The sequence below is a fragment of the Marinobacter sp. F4216 genome (genome assembly GCF_019931195.1).
Lineage (GTDB): Bacteria > Pseudomonadota > Gammaproteobacteria > Pseudomonadales > Oleiphilaceae > Marinobacter > Marinobacter suaedae.
This window is the reverse complement of sequence record NZ_JAIOUO010000006.1, coordinates 102,035-116,491: the sequence shown is the minus strand read 5'-3', so window position 1 is coordinate 116,491 and position 14,457 is coordinate 102,035. Positions and strand designations below refer to the sequence as shown.

The window sequence follows — 14,457 nt, the reverse complement described above, 5'->3', positions numbered from 1 at the left end:
GAATCAATAATCAGAAAAACACAAAGTGGTCGACCAGCAATACCACAAACAATGCCATCAGATAAGTAATGGAGTATTTGAAGGTATTGAACGCAACCCGGCGGTCGTCTCCTTTCAGCAAACGTACCGCATAGTGCAGGAAGCGCAACCCAAGCAACAGGGCACCCACCAGGTAGATGACTCCGGACATGCCGGTCACGAAGGGCAGCAGACTCACGGCCAGCAGAATGAGTGTGTACAACAGGATATGCAGCTCGGTAAACCGGTTGCCATGAGTAACCGGCAGCATGGGAATCTCGGCCTGTGCGTATTCCTCCTTGCGGTGGATAGCCAGGGCCCAGAAATGAGGTGGCGTCCAGGCGAAGATGATCAGCACCAGCAGCAGGGCGTGGCCCTCTACCTGACCCGTGACCGCAGTCCATCCGAGCAGGGGGGGCATGGCACCGGCAAGGCCGCCGATGGTGATGTTCTGGGGCGTGGCCCGCTTGAGGAACAAGGTGTAGACACCGGCATAGCCGACCAGCGAGGCCAGGGTCAGCCAGGCAGTCAGCTCATTCACTTTCCACATCAGTACCACCATGCCGACACACGCCAGCAAGCTGGCGAACAGCAAGGCATCGACCGGGGCAATCCGCCCGGTGGCAACGGGGCGCTTGCGGGTACGGGCCATGATGGTATCAATCTTCTGATCCACCACATGGTTCACCACCGCAGCCGCACCGGCCAGCAGCGCGATTCCAAGGTTGCCGTAGACCAGCACCTCCCAGCCGGGCAGGCCAGGCACAGCCAGCATCATCCCGATCACCGAAGTCAGAATCATCAGCGCCACCACCCGGGGCTTGGTCAGCTCCAGATAATCTCGCCAGGTAATGGAAGACGTTGATTCGCTCGCAACGGTTTGGGTCGGCAGCGCGTCCACGGATTTGCTCATGCCGTAACCTCCTGATTTATCATTGTTGTGTGTGCCACCCTGGCAGTGTGGGATTGTTTAAGCAAATGATGGCGCCAGATCAGGTGCACCACGGAAAGCAGCAGAATCGCACCCATGGCGTTGTGGGCAACGGCCACCCCAAGGGGGATGTGGAGCAGTACATTCGCAAGGCCGAGCCCAATCTGGGCAAGTAACACCCCCGCGACCAGGCCGATCGAGCCCGTCAGGCCGGATTCCCGCCTGCTGCGCCACATGGCCGCCAGCAACACCATGAAATAAACCAGAACCACGATAGCGCCCACCCGATGGGTCACATGGATAGCCACCCGACCATCCGCCGTCAGTTGACCTCCCAGGTAGTTGGGTCCCACCTGCTGGGTCACATCAAAACCATGCTGGAAGTCCATGCCCTCTGGCCACCACTGGCCCTGACAGGTTGGCAGATCGGTGCAGGCAACGGCGGCGTAATTGGCCGCCGTCCACGCCCCGAGGCCAATCTGCATCACCACCAGCAACAGGCCTGTGTATAACCAGGGCCCGAAACGACCGGGTAGGGTTCCGCTGTCTCTCCGGGGCCGCCCGCGCGCCAGACGTCGGAGCCGCAGGGTAAGGAGGGTAAGCAAGGTCAGGGTGGTGAATCCGCCGAGCAGGTGAAGCGCCACTACCTGGGGCCATAGCTTGAGGGTCACGGTCCACATGCCAAAGGCCCCTTGCAGGACAATAAAACCGGCAATGAACACAGGTAACTTGACCGGTAACCCCTGCTTTCGATGGCGAACGGCATAGGCCGCCAGCCCAAACACCACCAGACCCAGAGTCCCGGCGGCATACCGGTGAATCATCTCCGGCCAGCCTTTCTCCACATCCACCGGGGTTTCCGGAAAACGGGCGTTGGCAATGGCAATGTGAGCTTCACTCTGCGGCACGGTCAAAAAACCATAGCAGCCGGGCCAGTCCGGACACCCCAGGCCCGCATGAACGAGCCGGGTCCAGGCGCCCAGCATGATAACCACGACCGCCAGACCCGCAGCCACCAGCGCCCATTTCGCCATCGGTTGTGCTTCCGGGCGAGGTACGGAAAACGATTGATTCAAAGCCCTTCCCTCCGTGCCTGCGACTATCCGATCTGGGACAGTTTCAGCAGATGTTTCAGATCCTTGAGCATGTCCTTACCGGTGTGATCCCTGCCGTAGCGCATCATCACGTTACCGAAAGGATCCACCAGCAGAATGGACGAGCCGGTTTCCGGATCAACAGCCTCAGGCCAGGCGGGCTTCCCCCCACCGACAGGCGCGAGACGTTCCATCAACCGGTACTCCTCCGACCAGCGGGTTTCGAGATCGGCCGATACCGTGCCCAGTGCCGCTGCCCGGGAAACCCGGTTCGCGTTCTTGCCCAGGGCAATATTGACCTGGCGGGTCAGGTACAGGAGCTGTTCACAGCTGCTGTCACAATCGTTGGCAACCACTAACAGCATCCACTTGGCTTCGGCCTTGTCCGGGCCGAAGCGATCGGCCAGAGGCTTACCGGAGGCTGATTCGAGATTAAGGGTCTGAACAGGCACCGGGGGTTGAACGAGAGTGCCGTTGTTGGTGTGACCGGCGGGATTCAACCAGCCGGTGTAGAACATGATGGTGGCAAAGATCATCGGTCCAAAACCAAGTCCAAACAGCAGCATGGCAGTACGCCGGCCGCGACGAACCTGCTCTGGAGTTGGACCTTCCTGGTCAGAGACCTGGTTAGCCATTGTCGTTGTCATTATTGGCTCCTGTCTTTCGATAACTCGCAACTACGGTCAATACCACGAGAGCCAACGCCAAGGCAAACCATTGTGTCGCATAACCATAATGGGTTTGTGGTCCCATCCGGTCCGGTTGCCAATCAGCCCGAAAAGCACCTGGTTCACTGGGATTCGCCAGTCGGACAATGGCTTCTGGTAAATCTGGCTGCACACGCCTGGCGGTCTCTCCGGGCAGAGCCTGAACCCGACGTGGCCAGCTCTGCTCCCGCTCCTGCTCCGAAGCCTCCATAAGCACTGGAGGGTTCGGGTAGCCTTTCAGTCGGCCCCTGATCGCAACAATGCCTTCCGGCGCCTCCACCATCGGTAGCTGGTCACGGGTCCTGGGTGCCTTAACCCAGCCCCGGTTAATGACCACCGATGGTCCCTCGATTGGATGAAACACCGTGAGGACCTCATAACCAGACACACCATCACGGGTTCGATTATCCAGAAGCCAGCTGTTGCGGTCGTACCGGCCTTCCAGTGTGACCGGACGCCCCGGCTCAAGTTCACGCTCAACCAGTTCAGGCCAGGACAGCTGCAGTACGTCAAGCTGCCACTGGTCCAGCAGCTCCTGTTTCTGCCCCGCCCGATCCAGCTGCCAGAACCCGAGGCCCATCAGCAGCGGCAGCAGAACACCGGAAAACACCATCAGCCGCCAGTCAATCTGCCATTGGCGCTTATGTTCCGATCGCTCAGACATGCTCTGCTATAGTGTGCTTCGTGAGTGGGAAGGGCGAATGCCCCACAACCCGCCAACAACACATCCAATGCCGGGAGTTCCCATGCTTAAAGCTGTCATTGTGGTACTGATGCTTGCGGTCGTCGTCAGTCTTTTCAGCGGCCTGTTTTTTCTGATCAAGGACGGGGGCAAAACCAATCGGGTGGTGAACTCACTGGCACTCAGGGTGACGCTCAGCATACTGCTCCTGGCGATAATTCTCGTTGCAGTGTGGCAAGGGAGCCTGACGCTGAATCCGACTCCCTGAAGCCCTTACGATCAAATGATGTAGACGAAGACGAACAATCCCAGCCAGACCACGTCCACAAAGTGCCAGTACCAGGCAGCCGCTTCGAACCCGAAGTGGTTGTCCTCGGTGAAGTGGCCCTTGTAGATCCGGATCAGCATGATGGTCAGCATCAGGGCGCCGAGGAACACGTGAGCGCCGTGGAAACCGGTCAGCATGAAGAAGGTGCTGCCGTAGATGCCTGACTGGAGTGTCAGATCCAGATCCCGGTAGGCGTGAATATACTCGTAACCCTGGACAAACAGGAACACCACCGCCAGCGCGATCGTGCCAGCGAGCCAGAGCTTCAGTTTCTCCCGGTTACCGGCCTTCAAGGCATGGTGGGCAACGGTCACCGTGAACGACGAGGTCACCAGCAGTATAGTGTTGATTAACGGCAACCCCCAGGGGCCAATGACACTGTCAGCCGGAGGATAGGCCTCCGGATTGGGGTTGTTGATCAGCGGCCAGGTGGCTTCAAACCCTTCCCACAGCATGGCCGAACTGCCCCGGTCACCTTCACCGCCAAGCCAGGGCACTGCAAATACCCGAACATAGAACAGGGCACCAAAGAAGGCAGCAAAGAACATCACTTCCGAGAAGATGAACCAGCTCATGCCCCAGCGGAACGATCGGTCCATTTGGGGACTGTAGAGCCCTGAACGGCTTTCCCGAATGACGTTGCCGAACCAGCCAAACAACATGTAGGCCATGATCGCGGCACCAACCATGAACAGGAACCAGGAGCCGCCGGTGCTCTCGCCCTGCTTGCCATTCACCATAATTGAGGCCACGCCGTACAGGGTCAGCCCCAGGCCCACCGTCGCGACAATAGGCCACTTGCTTTGTTCCGGAACGTAATAAGTCTGGTTCTGCGCCATGTCACTCTCCGATGGCTTAGCCGTTTTCATTTGTTGTTGTGTTTTTCGATTGACCCGCCGACACCGTTACCGGCTTGCCCTGGTCGTACAACGTGTAAGACAGGGTCAGCTTGGTGATATGTTCAGGCAGCTCCCGGTCGACAATGAACACCAGAGGCATTTCCGTGCGTTCACCCGCTTCCAGGGGTTGCTGGTTAAAACAGAAACACTCGGTCTTGTGGAAATACAGGGTACCTTCAGAGGGAGACAGACTGGGCACCGCCTGGCCGACCATCGGCTCAGACGTCGGGTTTTCCGCTACATAGTTGATGGTCACTGACTCACCCGGATGCACCTTGATGCTGCGAACCTCGGGTTTGAATACCCAGGGCATGTCAGGGCCATTCTGGGCCAGGAACTGGACTTCCACGGTGCGGTTTACATCCACCTCGGAAACCTCGGTTACCTCATAGCGGCCGCCAGTCTTTCCGTTGATACCGGTGATTTCGCAAAACACCTCGTACAACGGAACCAGCGCGAAACCGAAGGCAAACATCCCCAACACGGCGGTCATACACCAGCCCACCACTCGGGTGGTGCTTCGACGTGCCGGGCCTGCCTGTGGTTTCTCGCTAGTCATAACTCCCCCTGAGGATCCTTACTTCACTTCCGGCGGTGTGGCGAAGGTGTGGTAAGGCGCCGGCGACGGGACCGTCCACTCAAGACCTTCCGCACCGTCCCAGGGCTTAGCGGAGGCTTTCTTGCCGCCACGCACGCACTTGACGACGATCAGCAGGAAAAGGAGCTGGGTGGCGCCAAACATGAACGCACCCACGCTCGATACCATGTTGAAGTCAGCAAACTGAAGCGCGTAATCGGGAATCCGCCGCGGCATACCGGCCAACCCCAGGAAGTGCATGGGGAAGAAGGCCAGGTTCATGCCGACGAATGACAACCAGAAATGGGTCTTGGCAAGGGTTTCGTCGTACATGTGGCCGGTCCACTTGGGCAGCCAGAAATACGCCGAAGCAAAAATGCCAAAGATTGCGCCCGGTACCAGGACATAGTGGAAGTGAGCCACCACGAAGTAAGTGTCATGGTACTGGAAATCCGCCGGCGCGATGGCCAGCATCAGGCCGGAGAAACCACCGATGGTAAACAGGATGACGAAAGCCACCGCGAACAACATGGGCGCCTCAAAGCTCAGTGCCCCGCGGAACATGGTGGCGACCCAGTTGAACACTTTCACCCCGGTGGGCACGGCAATCAACATGGTGGCGTACATGAAGAACAACTGGCCGGCGATGGGGATACCCACGGTGAACATATGGTGCGCCCAGACGACGAACGAGAGCAGGGCAATGGCACCCACCGCGTACACCATGGAGGCGTACCCGAACAGTGGTTTGCGGGAGAACGCCGGAATGATGTGGGATACCGCCCCGAACGCCGGCAGGATCATGATGTAAACCTCGGGATGCCCGAAGAACCAGAACACGTGCTGGAACAGCACCGGATCACCACCACCGGAGGCATCAAAGAAGCTGGTGCCGAAGTTGATGTCCATCAGCATCATGGTGACCACCCCGGCCAGTACCGGCATAACGGCAATCAGCAGGAAGGCGGTGATCAGCCAGGTCCAGACGAACAGGGGCATTTTCATCAGGGTCATGCCTGGCGCCCGCAGGTTCAGGATGGTAGCAATCACGTTGATGGCGCCCATGATGGAGGATATCCCCATGATATGGACGGCAAAGATAAAGAACGTGGTACTGGGCGGCCCATAGGTGGTCGACAGGGGCGCGTAGAAGGTCCAGCCGAAGTTAGGCGCGCCACCTTCCATGAACAGGGTGGACACCAGAATCAGGAACGCACACGGCAACAACCAGAAACTCCAGTTGTTCATCCGTGGCAAGGCCATGTCGGGCGCACCGATCATCAGTGGTAGCATCCAGTTGGCCAGACCGACAAACGCCGGCATGACCGCGCCGAACACCATGATCAGCCCGTGCATGGTGGTCATCTGGTTGAAGAATTCCGGGTTAACAATCTGCAAACCCGGCTGAAACAGTTCTGCTCGAATAACCATGGCCATGGTTCCGCCCAGGAGGAACATGGCAAAACTGAACACCAGGTACATGGTACCGATGTCTTTATGGTTGGTGGTCAGCAGCCAGCGGCTGATGCCTTTGGCTGGACCGTGATGATGCTCCTGGGCGTGGGTATCTGCGACCGCACTCATGAAAACCCCCGTTACCGCCGTTGTTCGTGGCTGGTGATGTCTGTTATCTGGCGTTGATTACTGCTCGTTCTTGTAATCAAAAATCTCTTTCGGCGTGACCATGTCGCCGGTGTTATTACCCCAGGCGTTACGCTCGTAGGTAATCACCGCTGCCAGGTCCACCTCGCTCAGCTGGTTGCCGAAGGCCTGCATGGCCGTACCCGACTTGCCGTTCACGACAATGTCGATGTGCCCTGCAATATCTTCCAGCACCATCTGACTCCCCTTCAGAGCAGGGAACGCCGGGGGCATACCGCTACCATCTGCCTGGTGACAGGCCGCGCAGGCAGTCTGGTAGGCGGTTTCGCCACGCTCCATCAGCTCTTCGAGGGTCCATTCTTTCTGGGTCAGCTCACGCTCTTTGGCAGCGGCTTCTTTCTGCTCGGCCACCCACATGGTGTACTCTTCTTCCGGTACGGCCTTCACCACCACCGGCATGAAGCCATGGTCCTTACCGCACAGCTCGGTACACTGGCCGCGATATATGCCGGGCTTGTCCACCCGGGTCCAGGTTTCGTTGATAAAGCCTGGGATGGCGTCTTTCTTCACACCAAACTCCGGCACCCACCAGGAATGGATGACGTCGTTGGCAGTCAGCAGAAAGCGCACTTTCTTACCCACCGGAATCACCAGGGGGTTATCCACCTCCAGCAGGTAGTTCTCGCCTTTCTTCTGCTGGTTGTTGATCTGGGCTCGAGGCGTGGAGAGGTTAGAGAAGTATCCAAAATCCTCGTTTATATATTCGTACTGCCATTTCCACTGGTAGCCGGTGACCTTGATATCGACTTCCGATTCATCGGTGTCGTACATGTCGACCAGAGTGGCCGTGGCGGGGATCGCCATGACTACAAGAATGATAAAGGGGATAACGGTCCAGAGTATTTCGACCAATGTGTTCTCGTGGAAATTCGCAGGTTTGTGACCCTGGGATTTCCGGTGAGCAAAAATGGACCAGAACATGACTCCGAACACCACGATGCCAATGGCAACGCAGATCCAGAGAATGATCATGTGAAGGCTGTAAATTTCATTACTGGTGCTGGTAACCCCCGGGGTCAGGTTCAGCGTCCAGTCCGCAAAGGACCAGGCGGGGAACGCAAGACCGCCGAGCAGGGCTCCTGCCCGCTGAGCGTGCACGCGCATACTGTGTCTCCACAGAGTGTTATTATTGTCGGGTTTTGAAAATCCCCCCGATTCAACCAGCGTTCGCACACACCGGAAAAACCAGAGTGGAAGCCTACTTATGGATACATCAATTTGAGTATAGACAGGGATTTTGAAAACACTAAAAAATCTAATAAACGCAAAATTGATAAAAAAACGGATTGCTTATTCGGTTTAGGAATATGCTGAAAAACCTGCCAGCGACAGACCGGCGACTCTGGGCCCTGGCATGGCCATTAATGCTGACCAACCTGACGGTACCTTTATTGGGGCTGGTGGATACCGCTGTGCTCGGCCACCTCGACAGTCCTGAATATCTGGGTGCCGTCGCCGTGGGTGCCAACCTGTTCAGCATCCTCTACTGGACCTTTGGATTTATGCGCATGGGGACCACGGGCCTTGCCGCACAAGCCTGGGGCAAGCGGGATCCATTTGGTCAGGTGGCCCTGCTGGTGCGCTCCCTGCTGCTGGCGGTAGGTATCGGCCTGCTGCTGATTCTGGTTCACCAGCCGCTGATATCTCTGGGCCTGACGTTGATGAATCCCAGTCCGGATGTGGCTGAGCTGGCTGCGGAGTATGCGGCGATTCGGATCTGGAGCGCGCCTGCCGTGCTGTGCCAGTACACGCTGGTTGGCTGGTTGATCGGCACCCAGTATCCCCGGGGGCCCATGTTGATGCTGATTGTCGCTAACGGCCTGAATATTGTGCTGGATGTGCTGTTTGTCAGCGTCTTTGGCTGGAACAGCCGGGGCGTGGCGATGGCCACCGTCATCGCCGAATATGGCGCGGCGATTCTGGGTATCCTTATTGTTTTATCCCGCATGCCGGAAGGACAACAGTTCACCCGGGCATTGCTGGGGGAACTGGCTGACTACCTGAAGATCCTGCGGGTTAACCGCTACATCATGGTGCGCACCGTTGCCCTGCTGCTGGTACTGGCTTTCTTTACCGCCCAGGGTGCCCGCCAGGGCGACACCATCCTGGCCGCCAACGCCGTCCTGATTACCTTTTTGCTGTTAATTTCCAACGCCCTGGACGGTTTTGCCAATGCCGCCGAAGCACTGATCGGTGAGGCCGTGGGCAGGGACAGTCGCCGCCATTTCCGGATGGTGTTCCGCAGTGCGCTGCGCTGGTCGTTGTGGGGCGCATTGCTACTGACGGTCATCTTCGTGGCCGGCGGGCGCCCGCTGATTGCGTTGCTGACTGATATCGAGGAAATCCGCCTGACCGCGTGGCAATACCTGCCCTGGCTGTGGCTGCTGCCCATGGCATCGGTGTGGGGCTTCTTCCTGGACGGCGTGTTCATTGGTGCCACCCGCACCCGGGACATGCAGAACACCATGCTGTTTTCCGCCCTCGGGGTTTTCCTGCCGGTGTGGTGGCTGACCACGGGCTGGGGTAACCACGGACTCTGGTTCTCCCTGATCTGTCTGATGCTGGCCCGGGCTCTCAGTATGGGATGGTTATGCTGGTCCTACACGAAAACAGGGGGTTGGTTTCAAACTCGCTGACATTGTCACAAACCCGTAACATTTGTGGCCTGTTTTTCTACCAAACCCGCCGGCAAGCCCTGAATTGTTGGCTACACTGTCAGAAAAGACAGGGCCGCCGGGATTGTTAACCGGGCAGTAAAGGCCCGATTGCCGTGCCTGACATCCATAAAAGAGAACGGGAAGCACCTTGCGACCTCAAATAGCTCATACACCGGCATCTCCTGAAATGACACCACAGGTCGTTTTAGAAATCATTGATCAGGCCAGGCGCAAGGAGGCACGGTCCGGCACCTTCCTCAAGCAACTGCGGGAGAAAGCCGTCGACCTCCCCTCATCCATCGTGATTGAGGGCTACCAGCCTGCGACCTGCCTGTTCCAGTTTGCTGTCGAGTACATCGAGATGGCCCCACGGCTGATCGAATGCGTGCACGCCTGCGCCCAGGAAGCGGGTTCCCTGGAGCTGTTTGAACCGTTTATCGAAACCGCCACCCAGTATTTCACCCAGCCCTCCGTGTTACTTCTTCGCTACGATGGTCTAGATGGCCTGCTCATTCGCGCCTATCTGTGCCATCGCCTGATGGAAGAGATGTACGAGAACAACCGGTCCATCCGTGCCGCCGATCTGGTGGATGTGGAGGCGACCCGGGCAAACCTGCTGGCTCACGAACTGATTGGCGAACCCTTTGCCAACGAACTGGACGATTCCATCGCGCTGACCGTGATGCAGATCGCCGGCACGCCCGATTATTACCACCTGAACCTGGACCCTTTTGTCCAGCAGGCCAACAACGCAGCCTGGAACTGGATGCGCCAGTACTGGGAAAACCTGCTGGCCCGGAACCACATCCGCTTTGCCCTGCGCTCCGGCCTGATCTGATTCCCACCGCCTTCAGAAACCTTTGATCCTGACCAGCCAACCGGTATGCTTGCGGCTTTCCGATACACTGGTTCCGGGAGACTCTGACCTTGCTTGAAAATGCCGATCTGGGAAAACTGTTTATTCGTCTGACCCTTGGCGGGCTGATGCTGTTCCACGGCATCGCCAAGCTGCTGAACGGAGTCGGCTTTATCGAGGGTGAGCTAGCCAGTCATGGGCTGCCTGCTTTCCTGGCCTACGGCGTCTTCATTGGCGAACTGATCGCTCCTCTGATGATCATTCTGGGCTACCACACCCGCATCGGTGCGTTGCTCATCGTGTTCAATATGCTGGTTGCCATCGCACTGGTGCACAGCCATCAGCTGTTGTCGCTGGGGCGCGGTGGCGGTTGGGCGCTGGAGCTGCAGGGGTTCTTCCTGTTTACCGCCATCGCACTGATTTTCCTCGGCCCTGGCCGCTATAAACTGAAAAACTGATCCGAACTGAGGTCGAGAATGGACAACGGCCAGGAACCACCGCCATGGTCGGGATCCAGGGAGGTTAATAAATACCGGGGTCGTGTTCAGACGTCACAGGCGCCGCAGCCTGAAGCGCACCGTGAGACATGACGCGATTGCGGCCATCCCGTTTGGCCGCATATAACGCCACATCAGCTCGCCGTATCAGCTCATCCGGGCTTTCGTCTCGGACCGGCACCATGGTCGCCACCCCCAAACTCGCTGTCAGCGCGATCACCACATCGTCCTCGCTTAACGGACGGACGGTGGCCATTTCGATGGCTTCCCGCAGGCGCTCTGCCACCTGCACCGCGCCCTCTTCGGTCGTGGAAGGCAACAGCACACTGAACTCCTCCCCGCCGTAGCGGGCCAGCAGGTCTCCCGAGCGCTTTATTTCACTGGCGCAAATGGCCGCCACCGTGATCAGGCAATCATCACCGACAGGATGGCCATAGCGGTCGTTGATAGATTTGAAGTGATCCACATCCAGCAATAGCAGACTCACCGGTTGCCCGTGACGAACAGCCCGGCCCCATTCCTCCGTCAGCTGCTCATCGAACTGGCGACGGTTGGCCAGCTGCGTCAATCCATCGGTCAGGCTGATGGTTCGCAGGCGTTCATTGGCCAGTTCCAGCTCCTCCGTACGCTCCCGAACCCGTTCCTCCAGGTTTCGGTTGGTCTGCTTCTGGGCATCCAGCGCCCTTCCCTGCGCTTTCAGCCGGCGACGCCGCTCCAGGTGCACCCGGTGGGCCAGGGCAAAAGACAACAGGATAACTTCCAGAGCGACCCCGATCTGGGGCCCTGCTTCCGTGAGAAAGGAGGGCGTCAGGTAGCCAAACTGATGGGCCGCCAGAATCAGGTGGCCCACCAGAAGGGGCGTCCAGGCCAGAACGAAAAAGCCGGCCGCCCGCCGCTTCTGGGCCCAAAAATACATCCCGATCACCCAGGCCGCCGGCATGCCCACGGCGGTAATCAGCGAGGCCATAAATATGCCTTCCCGGTAGTACCCCGCCATACCAATAGCCACGCTGAGGATGGCTCCTGCAAGTACCAGAAGCAGGATCCGATAGCCCATCGCACTGTACTGGCGAACGGACAGGAAGCGAATTGTAAACATGGTCGCGGAAAACAGAGCCACGCCGATGATTAGCCCGGTGAAATAGCGGTTGATGGAGGGAGCCCCGGGCCATACCCACTGGAACAGCAAACCATGCAGATGCAGATGCACCAGACCGGCGGACAGCAGTGTCAGTACCAGCCAGGGGTAGGTAGGCTGGCGAACAATCTGGAACAACAGCAGATTGAACAGGGCGAGGGCCGCGATGAAACCGACAAACATGGCCTGCCAGCCATAGGACACCTGCTCGGCGGAGATAAACTCTTCCGGGGTTAGCAGATTCAGGGGAATCTGCAGAATGCCCTCGCTACGCACCCGGATGTACGCGGTCAGTGATTCTTCAACGATGGGAATCGGTAAGGCAAAGTTCCGGTGCCGAAGGGGACGGCTGTTGAAAGGTCGGGCGTCCCCCGTGAGATAACGCAAAAGGACATGGTTGTTGGCGGACCAGTAGATATCCACCTCGTCCAGCAGCGGGTATCCGACCTCCAGGATTCGCAGCGCCGGATCTTGTGGCACCGGCACCCGTATCCAGACCGCGTCCTCCCTGAGCCCCAGGTTCAGCACGTGGTCCAGGTTGGCGCTTTGCCAGTGGCTCTCGTCCAGTGCCATCACCTGTTCAATGGTGAGTCCGTCGGCATCGTCCGCCAGCCAGGCATAATGATCGATTGCAAACGCCTGCCGAACGGTGCCCAGAAGCAGGAGCACAACCACTGTGAACCATGGCCAGGAGGCAACAGGTTGCTTCATATTCAGTTTCCGGTTTTACGGCCCAACCACTTGGACTACACTTCCGAAGGCCTGAACAGAAATTCGACACATCTAGGAAACACCCCTAAGTCTAGACGCTTACGCGTACCCCCGTCCGACATCCGACACCATCCACCAACTGGCAGAGGGATGACTTATGAACGACCACAAGCCCAGTTTGGAGCCCGGACGCTACCGGCACTACAAGGGCAGGGATTACCAGGTCATTGAATTGGCCCGGCACAGTGAAACCGAGGAGTGGCTTGTTGTATACCGCTGTTTATACGGTGACTTCAGCCTTTGGGTTCGCCCTCTGGCCATGTTTCGGGAAACCGTGGAACTGGCAGGCGAACAGGTGCCCCGCTTCGCACGGATAGGAGACGCCTGAAACGGGCTGGGCGGTGGCGCGACGCTGGGGCTTCGGTTGGCTGGCGGCCATGGTGCTTTAATCCATCAAGTCTGAGTCAATACGCGCAGCTTGCCCGGTGCAGGCTGCGCGAGGTTCAGGGAGCTACCACTGCAGCTGCGCACCGGTCTGGTATTCGATCACCCGGGTTTCAAAGAAGTTCTTTTCCTTTCGCAAGGCCGCCTGCTCATCCAGCCAGGGCGAGACGTTCTTCGCACCCGGGAACGGCTCGTCCAGGCCGACGGTCCGGGCCCGCCGGTTGGCCACGAAGCGGAACTGTTCGCTGTGGTACTCGGCGGAATAACCCAGGATCGGTTCCCGCAGGATGTAGCTGGCGTAGGCGGTTTCCGCCGCTTCGGACTCGTCCCACATGGCGCGCACGGCCTGCGGGTCGAAGCGGATGTTTTCTTCCTCGACGATCTGGTTGACGACTTTCAGTCCGAAGGAGAAGTGCATGGCCTCGTCCCGCAGAATGTACTGCAGCTGCTCGCCGGTGCCTCGCATCAGACCCCGGCGCTGCAGGGCGAAGATGGGGCTGAAGCCGTTGTAAAACCAGGTACCCTCGAAGACAGCCGCAAAGAACAGGTAGGACATGATGAATTGCTGCAGGTCGTCCCGGTTGCGCAGGTTCATGTCCGGGCGCATGGCGGCGTCCAGCCGGCGGTTGGCAATCTGGATCTTGCCGTTGATCGCGGGCACCACCCGGTAGCGGTTATAGATCTCGCTCTGGTCCAGATTCAGGGTTTCGATGCAATGCTGGTAGGCCCAGGTGTGCATGGCTTCCTCGTACACCTGCCGGGCCTGGTAGATCTGCAGTTCCGGCGCGCTCATCTTTTCCATGACCGCCAGGCCGATGTTGCGCATGGCCAGGATGTCGGAGGTGGTGAGGTAGGCCAGTACATTTTCATACACGTGCTTTTCCGCATCGGTTAGGCGGTGGTGGTAGTCGTGAACGTCCGGGGCCATGTTCACGTCCAGTGGGGTCCAGTGGTTTTTGTTGGCGTTCATGAAGTACTCCCAGGCCCAGGGATACTTGAACGGTGCGAGCTGGTTGATGTCGGTGTCGCCGTTGATCACCCGTTTGTCGTCAACGTTGACAGGGTGCGGTCCGCCGGGTTGGCTAGCGTTGGGTTTTGTGGCGGTGGCGTCGTCGTTCCAATCGAGCATGGTATTCGTCCTCAATAATATGTTTCTGAAATTTAGGCGGTAACTGTGATGTCCGAAGAAGCGGGCCGGGGGCTCTTTCGGGACCGTCTCTGGCCATGGACGGCCAGCGTCGAGCCCTACAGGGACG

General features: G+C 58.3%; 15 protein-coding genes. 5 read left to right on the top strand and 10 right to left on the bottom strand.

Going from position 1 to position 14,457, the window contains the following annotated elements:
- Positions 1 to 10 precede the first annotated feature (10 nt).
- The 4 genes from cyoE to K8I84_RS12570 form a co-directional block, all read right to left on the bottom strand.
- A complete protein-coding gene (gene cyoE, locus K8I84_RS12585) occupies positions 11 to 931 on the bottom strand; it encodes a heme o synthase (protein ID WP_223795124.1) in 921 nt (306 codons plus the stop codon).
- Complete coding sequence (locus K8I84_RS12580; RefSeq protein WP_223795362.1) at positions 928 to 1,983, bottom strand: COX15/CtaA family protein; 1,056 nt, start codon at positions 1,981 to 1,983, stop codon at positions 928 to 930. The genes cyoE and K8I84_RS12580 overlap by 4 nt, the downstream gene beginning before the upstream one ends.
- 65 nt (positions 1,984 to 2,048) lie before the next feature.
- Positions 2,049 to 2,690, bottom strand: coding sequence for a hypothetical protein (locus K8I84_RS12575; protein WP_223795123.1), 642 nt, complete (start codon positions 2,688 to 2,690; stop codon positions 2,049 to 2,051).
- Positions 2,671 to 3,414, bottom strand: a complete 744-nt coding sequence (locus K8I84_RS12570; protein ID WP_223795122.1) for an SURF1 family protein — start codon at positions 3,412 to 3,414, stop codon at positions 2,671 to 2,673. The genes K8I84_RS12575 and K8I84_RS12570 overlap by 20 nt, the downstream gene beginning before the upstream one ends.
- A gap of 82 nt (positions 3,415 to 3,496) precedes the next feature.
- Between K8I84_RS12570 and K8I84_RS12565 the strand changes: the two genes are divergently transcribed.
- Positions 3,497 to 3,700: a twin transmembrane helix small protein gene (locus tag K8I84_RS12565; RefSeq protein WP_223795121.1), complete on the top strand. Its 204-nt coding sequence runs from the start codon at positions 3,497 to 3,499 to the stop codon at positions 3,698 to 3,700.
- 11 nt (positions 3,701 to 3,711) lie between these two features.
- On the opposite strand, the gene K8I84_RS12560 is transcribed toward K8I84_RS12565, so the two are convergent.
- Genes K8I84_RS12560 through coxB form a run of 4 tightly spaced genes read right to left on the bottom strand, consistent with a single transcriptional unit; the run spans position 3,712 to position 8,002 of the window.
- A complete protein-coding gene (locus K8I84_RS12560; protein ID WP_223795120.1) occupies positions 3,712 to 4,599 on the bottom strand; it encodes a cytochrome c oxidase subunit 3 in 888 nt (295 codons plus the stop codon).
- Positions 4,600 to 4,615: 16 nt separating this feature from the next.
- Positions 4,616 to 5,218 (bottom strand): cytochrome c oxidase assembly protein, encoded by a 603-nt coding sequence (locus K8I84_RS12555; RefSeq protein ID WP_223795119.1) that lies wholly within the window; start codon positions 5,216 to 5,218, stop codon positions 4,616 to 4,618.
- 18 nt (positions 5,219 to 5,236) lie between these two features.
- Entirely contained in the window at positions 5,237 to 6,820 is a 1,584-nt protein-coding gene (gene ctaD, locus K8I84_RS12550; protein WP_223795118.1) for a cytochrome c oxidase subunit I, read from the bottom strand.
- A 57-nt stretch (positions 6,821 to 6,877) separates the two neighbouring features.
- On the bottom strand, positions 6,878 to 8,002 hold the full coding sequence (gene coxB / locus K8I84_RS12545; RefSeq protein WP_223795117.1) for a cytochrome c oxidase subunit II: 1,125 nt from the start codon (positions 8,000 to 8,002) through the stop codon (positions 6,878 to 6,880).
- Between the two features lie 203 nt (positions 8,003 to 8,205).
- Between coxB and K8I84_RS12540 the strand changes: the two genes are divergently transcribed.
- The 3 genes from K8I84_RS12540 to K8I84_RS12530 all read left to right on the top strand — a co-directional run bounded on the left by K8I84_RS12540 (position 8,206) and on the right by K8I84_RS12530 (position 10,869).
- On the top strand, positions 8,206 to 9,534 hold the full coding sequence (locus tag K8I84_RS12540; protein ID WP_223795116.1) for an MATE family efflux transporter: 1,329 nt from the start codon (positions 8,206 to 8,208) through the stop codon (positions 9,532 to 9,534).
- Positions 9,535 to 9,742: 208 nt separating this feature from the next.
- Complete coding sequence (locus K8I84_RS12535; RefSeq protein WP_223795115.1) at positions 9,743 to 10,393, top strand: hypothetical protein; 651 nt, start codon at positions 9,743 to 9,745, stop codon at positions 10,391 to 10,393.
- An 89-nt stretch (positions 10,394 to 10,482) separates the two neighbouring features.
- Positions 10,483 to 10,869 carry a DoxX family protein gene (locus tag K8I84_RS12530; protein ID WP_223795114.1) on the top strand — a complete coding sequence of 129 codons (387 nt, stop codon included), beginning with the start codon at positions 10,483 to 10,485 and terminating at the stop codon, positions 10,867 to 10,869.
- Between the two features lie 64 nt (positions 10,870 to 10,933).
- Here the strand turns inward: K8I84_RS12530 and K8I84_RS12525 are convergent, their stop codons facing one another.
- Positions 10,934 to 12,757 (bottom strand): diguanylate cyclase, encoded by a 1,824-nt coding sequence (locus K8I84_RS12525; RefSeq protein ID WP_223795113.1) that lies wholly within the window; start codon positions 12,755 to 12,757, stop codon positions 10,934 to 10,936.
- A gap of 157 nt (positions 12,758 to 12,914) precedes the next feature.
- Here K8I84_RS12525 and K8I84_RS12520 point away from each other — a divergent pair, with 157 nt between their 5' ends.
- Complete coding sequence (locus tag K8I84_RS12520; protein WP_223795112.1) at positions 12,915 to 13,145, top strand: DUF1653 domain-containing protein; 231 nt, start codon at positions 12,915 to 12,917, stop codon at positions 13,143 to 13,145.
- Positions 13,146 to 13,268: 123 nt separating this feature from the next.
- On the opposite strand, the gene K8I84_RS12515 is transcribed toward K8I84_RS12520, so the two are convergent.
- Complete coding sequence (locus tag K8I84_RS12515) at positions 13,269 to 14,330, bottom strand: ribonucleotide-diphosphate reductase subunit beta (RefSeq protein WP_223795111.1); 1,062 nt, start codon at positions 14,328 to 14,330, stop codon at positions 13,269 to 13,271.
- Between the last annotated feature and the right edge of the window lie 127 nt (positions 14,331 to 14,457).

Bases quoted from the DNA above. Each gene is read 5' to 3' on its own strand.
- K8I84_RS12540 (WP_223795116.1), top strand. From the start codon at position 8,206: ATGCTGAAAAACCTGCCAGCGACAGACCGGCGACTCTGGGCCCTGGCA.
- cyoE (WP_223795124.1), bottom strand. From the start codon at position 931: ATGAGCAAATCCGTGGACGCGCTGCCGACCCAAACCGTTGCGAGCGAA.
- coxB (WP_223795117.1), bottom strand. From the start codon at position 8,002: ATGCGCGTGCACGCTCAGCGGGCAGGAGCCCTGCTCGGCGGTCTTGCG.
- K8I84_RS12515 (WP_223795111.1), bottom strand. From the start codon at position 14,330: ATGCTCGATTGGAACGACGACGCCACCGCCACAAAACCCAACGCTAGC.
- K8I84_RS12565 (WP_223795121.1), top strand. From the start codon at position 3,497: ATGCTTAAAGCTGTCATTGTGGTACTGATGCTTGCGGTCGTCGTCAGT.
- K8I84_RS12525 (WP_223795113.1), bottom strand. From the start codon at position 12,757: ATGAAGCAACCTGTTGCCTCCTGGCCATGGTTCACAGTGGTTGTGCTC.
- K8I84_RS12535 (WP_223795115.1), top strand. From the start codon at position 9,743: ATGACACCACAGGTCGTTTTAGAAATCATTGATCAGGCCAGGCGCAAG.
- K8I84_RS12575 (WP_223795123.1), bottom strand. From the start codon at position 2,690: ATGACAACGACAATGGCTAACCAGGTCTCTGACCAGGAAGGTCCAACT.
- ctaD (WP_223795118.1), bottom strand. From the start codon at position 6,820: ATGAGTGCGGTCGCAGATACCCACGCCCAGGAGCATCATCACGGTCCA.
- K8I84_RS12560 (WP_223795120.1), bottom strand. From the start codon at position 4,599: ATGGCGCAGAACCAGACTTATTACGTTCCGGAACAAAGCAAGTGGCCT.
- K8I84_RS12520 (WP_223795112.1), top strand. From the start codon at position 12,915: ATGAACGACCACAAGCCCAGTTTGGAGCCCGGACGCTACCGGCACTAC.
- K8I84_RS12555 (WP_223795119.1), bottom strand. From the start codon at position 5,218: ATGACTAGCGAGAAACCACAGGCAGGCCCGGCACGTCGAAGCACCACC.
- K8I84_RS12580 (WP_223795362.1), bottom strand. From the start codon at position 1,983: ATGGCGAAATGGGCGCTGGTGGCTGCGGGTCTGGCGGTCGTGGTTATC.
- K8I84_RS12570 (WP_223795122.1), bottom strand. From the start codon at position 3,414: ATGTCTGAGCGATCGGAACATAAGCGCCAATGGCAGATTGACTGGCGG.